Genomic DNA, 258 nt, shown 5'->3' on the forward strand with positions numbered 1-258 from the left:
GGGGGCATTGATCTCATCTATTTCGATCCCAAAGATCGAACACTCTATCTAGTTCAAACAAAGTGGCATGCTGACGGGCATGGCTCGATTGAACTCGGTGATATCCTCAAGTTTATTGAAGGTGTGAGAAAGGTTTTAGACAATGATTTGGATCAGTTAAACGATCGGATTCGTGCAAGAAAGGCTGATATTGAGCGTGCAGTTTTCGATGCGAATGCCAAGTTCATGCTAGTAATCGCGCATACTGGCCAGGAGCAG

General features: G+C 45.0%; 1 protein-coding gene. It reads left to right on the forward strand.

The window, feature by feature from the left end; genetic code table 11:
* Nucleotides 1–258 (forward strand): hypothetical protein (locus SB659_RS19940; protein ID WP_410551672.1); only part of this gene is annotated, 258 nt, incomplete at both ends.

It is taken from the genome of Arthrobacter sp. SIMBA_036, from assembly GCF_046535135.1.
Lineage (GTDB): Bacteria > Actinomycetota > Actinomycetes > Actinomycetales > Micrococcaceae > Arthrobacter.